Here is a 3499-nt window from a genome sequence, read left to right as displayed (position 1 = left end):
CCGCCACCCCCGCCGGCTCCGGCCCGCCGGCCCGGTCCGGTCCGGCTGCACGCCACCGGCATCAGCAAACGGTACGGCCGGCGCACCGTCCTGGACTCCGCCGACCTGACCGTACGGGCCGGGCAGATCGCCGCCGTCGTCGGCGCCAACGGCTGCGGCAAGAGCACCTTCCTGCGCATCTGCGCCGGACTGGTCGCCCCGGACAGCGGCCAGGTGCGCGTGGTCGGCAGCCTCGGGTACTGCCCGCAGCAGGGCGGCACCGCCGACTTCCTGCTGGCCGACGAGCACTTCACGCTCTTCGGCGCGGGCCGGGGGGCCAGCCGCCGGCAGGCACGGGCCGACGGTCGCGCGGCGGTACGCGTCCTCGGCTGGGACACCCCGCCGGACACCCTCGCCCGGCACCTGTCCGGTGGTACCCGGCAGAAACTCAACCTCGCCCTGACCACGATGACCCAACCGGACGTGCTGCTGCTCGACGAGCCCTACCAGGGCTTCGACCGGGGCACCTACCTCAACTTCTGGGACCAGCTCTGGCAGCTCCGGGACGCCGGCCGGGCGGTCGTCGTGGTCACCCACCTGCTCACCCAGCTCGACCGGGTGGACGTCGTACTCGACCTGACCCCTACCGCGACGACCCGGGGAGGCCGCTGATGGGCCGGCTGTTCACCATCGCCGAGATGACCCTGCGGGAACTGGTACGCCGTCGGGGTGTCCTCGCCCTGCTGCTGCTCATGCCGCTGGCGTTCTACCTGATCCGGCGGGACGGCTACGTCGGACAGTCGATCCGGTCGCTGATGCTCGGGGTGGCCTGGGCGGTCAGCACCGCAGCCCTCTTCGCCACCGGCGCCGCCCGTGAGCTGGAACCCCGGCTCCGGCTGGCCGGGTACCGGCCACACCACCTCTACCTGGGTCGGATGCTCGGTCTCTGGGTGCTGGGACTGGTGCTGACCGTACCGTTCCTGCTGCTGGTACTCGTTGACGCACCCGACTTCGTCCGGTACGGCGGGGTGGCCGCCGCGATGCTCTGCTGCGTGGCGGTGGCGGCGCCGTTCGGCATGCTGATCGGCGCGGTCCTCCCCCGCGACCTGGAGGGCACCCTGCTGCTGCTCACCGTGGTCGCCGTCCAGATGCTGATCGACCCGGCGGGTACCGGCGCACGGTTCACCCCGTTCTGGGCCAGCCGGGAGATCGCCACCTGGGCGGTGGACCGGACCGACGACGGTTACCTCCTCCGGGGCGGCCTGCACGGGCTGGCCGTCACCCTGCTGCTGGTGCTGCTGGTCGCCGGGGTGTTCACCGTCCGGCTACGCCGTCGCCGGCACATCCGGTACCTGCCCGCCCACTGATCCCGTCGCCAGCGGGAGTGGATCACGTCACCCGGTCCCCGAATCCGGTTGCGCAGGGACGTCGACGGGCGCTGGGATGGACGGATGGAGATCCGGCGGCTGACCACGGACGAGTTGGCGACGCACAGCTTCCCGCTGCGCTGGTACGCCTTCCAGCCCTCCCCCTCGACGGCCGACGACACCGACCGGGTCCGCAGGTTGGCGGCGCTCCACGAGGACAACCGCACCCTGGTGGTCCTCGACGGGGACACCTCCCTCGCCACCGCGACCGCGATCCCGATGCGGCAGAACGTCCGGGGTGCCATCCTGCCGATGGCCGGCGTGGCCGGGGTGGCCTCGCACCCGCTGTCCCGCCGGCAGGGGCACGTCCGTCGCCTGCTGCACCAACTGCTCGACGAGATGCGCGACGAGGGGCACCTGGTCAGCGCCCTCTACCCGTTCCGCCCCTCGTTCTACGAACGGTTCGGCTACGTCGGGCTGCCGCAGACCCGTACCGCCACGTTCGCGCCCCAGGACCTCGGCCCGCTGCTCCGCGCCGACCTGCCCGGCGAGGTGACCTGGCAGCGGATCAGCGCCGGCTATCCCCGGTACCGGGAGTACACCGAGCGTTGCCTGCCCGGACGGCACGGCTTCTCGATCTTCTGCGGCCGGTGGGCGGAGCGGGTCCGCGACAGCAACGAACGGTGGCTGGTCACCGCCGAGATCGACGGCACCACCGTCGGGACGCTCACCTACCGGATCGACGACCACGCCGGGGACCTGGTCGGTGACGACCTGCTCGCCGCCGACCCGGTGGCCCGGGCGCTGCTGTTGCGCTTCCTCGCCGGCCACGCCGGCCAGGTCACCCGGGTCCGGGTCGAGGTGCCGGCCGACGAGTTCCCCGAGCTCTGGGGCACCGACTTCGGCGTGACCAGCGAGTCCCGGGTGTCCCAGCCCGACTATGCGGCCCCGATGGCCCGGGTGCTGTCCCTGGCCGCCCTGCCCGGTCTGCCCGCCGGTCCGGGCCGGGTACGCATCGAGCTGGCCGAGGACCGCTACCTCGCCGGCAGCCACCTGCTCGACGGCACCAGCGGGCATCTGGAGGTCGGCAGTGCCGGGGCGTCGGCACCCACCGCCGTCCTCACCGCAGCCGGGCTCTCCGCCCTGGTCTACGGGGTGCTCGACCCGGTGGAGGTGGTCCTGCGGGGGCACGGCACGATCGGGCCGGACGCTGCCGCCGAGCTGCGCCGGATCTTCCCGCGTCAGGTGCCGTACCTGTTCAGCGCCTTCTGACCTGCCGTCGCCGTCGACACCACACGTCGACCGGCCCGGCCTTCCCGGTTTGCCGTCGCCCGCCGCAGGGCAGAATGTGCGGCTGTGCCGGAGGTGTTGCAGGCGGGTGGCTGGGGACTGCTGGCCGGATCGGCGTTGCTGGTCGGGGCGTTCCTCGGGGTCCTGGTGCGGGTCCCGCAGCGGCTGATCGCCTCGATCATGGCGTTCGGCGCCGGGGTGCTGCTCTCGGCCGTGTCGTTCGAGCTGATCAGCGAGGCCCACGAGAGCGCCGGACTGGTACCCACCGCGACCGGTGCCGCCGCCGGCGCCCTCGCCTACACCGGCGCCAACCTGCTGCTCGCCCGTCGGGGTGCCCGGCACCGGAAACGCTCCGGTGAGCAGCAGCCGTCCGAGCAGGAGCAGCCCGGCTCCGGTTCGGCGATCGCGGTCGGCGCGCTGCTCGACGGCGTACCCGAATCGGTGGTCATCGGCGCCGGCCTGGTCACCGGCGGTACGGTCAGCGCGGTGACCGTGGCGGCGGTCTTCCTCAGCAACCTGCCCGAAGGGCTGTCCAGCGCGGCCGGGATGATCCGCGCCGGCCGGTCCCGGCGCTGGATCCTCGCCCTCTGGGCCGGGATCGCCCTGGTCAGCGGGGTGGCCGCGCTCGCCGGGTACGCCCTGCTCGGCGGGGCGCCCCCGGTGGTGCTGGCCACGATCACGGCACTGGCCGCCGGGGCGATCCTGGCGATGACCGCCGACACGATGATCCCGGAGGCGTTCGAGGGCGCCCACCTGCTCGTCGGGCTGGTCACGGTCGCCGGCTTCCTGACCGCGTTCGCGCTCTCCCGCTCCGGCGCCTGACGCCGGCCCGCCGCAGGGTGGCGGGTGGCGAAGGTGGCGGG

4 protein-coding genes are annotated in these 3499 nt (G+C 73.5%); all 4 read left to right on the top strand.

The genetic code is table 11. The features are described from left to right. Positions 1-651: ATP-binding cassette domain-containing protein (locus tag GSF22_RS32035; RefSeq protein ID WP_208817650.1), on the top strand; the 651-nt coding region annotated here is incomplete at its 5' end. Then, the gene (locus GSF22_RS32030; protein WP_208817649.1) at positions 651-1346 is read left to right on the top strand and encodes a hypothetical protein; all 696 of its coding nucleotides are present in this window, start codon (positions 651-653) and stop codon (positions 1344-1346) included. The genes GSF22_RS32035 and GSF22_RS32030, both read left to right, overlap by 1 nt. An 84-nt stretch (positions 1347-1430) precedes the next feature. Next, a complete protein-coding gene (locus GSF22_RS32025; protein ID WP_208817648.1) occupies positions 1431-2618 on the top strand; it encodes a GNAT family N-acetyltransferase in 1188 nt (395 codons plus the stop codon). An 84-nt stretch (positions 2619-2702) separates the two neighbouring features. Continuing rightward, the gene (locus GSF22_RS32020; RefSeq protein ID WP_208817647.1) at positions 2703-3458 is read left to right on the top strand and encodes a ZIP family metal transporter; all 756 of its coding nucleotides are present in this window, start codon (positions 2703-2705) and stop codon (positions 3456-3458) included. Positions 3459-3499: the final 41 nt, after the last annotated feature.

The organism is Micromonospora echinofusca, assembly GCF_017614955.1.
GTDB lineage: Bacteria > Actinomycetota > Actinomycetes > Mycobacteriales > Micromonosporaceae > Micromonospora > Micromonospora echinofusca_A.
Note: the sequence above shows the minus strand (reverse complement) of the source record. Positions and strands in the feature narration are given on the sequence as shown.

What these genes read in the sequence shown, in the direction of transcription:
- GSF22_RS32030 (WP_208817649.1), top strand. Translation starts at nt 651, where the DNA reads ATGGGCCGGCTGTTCACCATCGCCGAGATGACCCTGCGGGAACTGGTA.
- GSF22_RS32025 (WP_208817648.1), top strand. Translation starts at nt 1,431, where the DNA reads ATGGAGATCCGGCGGCTGACCACGGACGAGTTGGCGACGCACAGCTTC.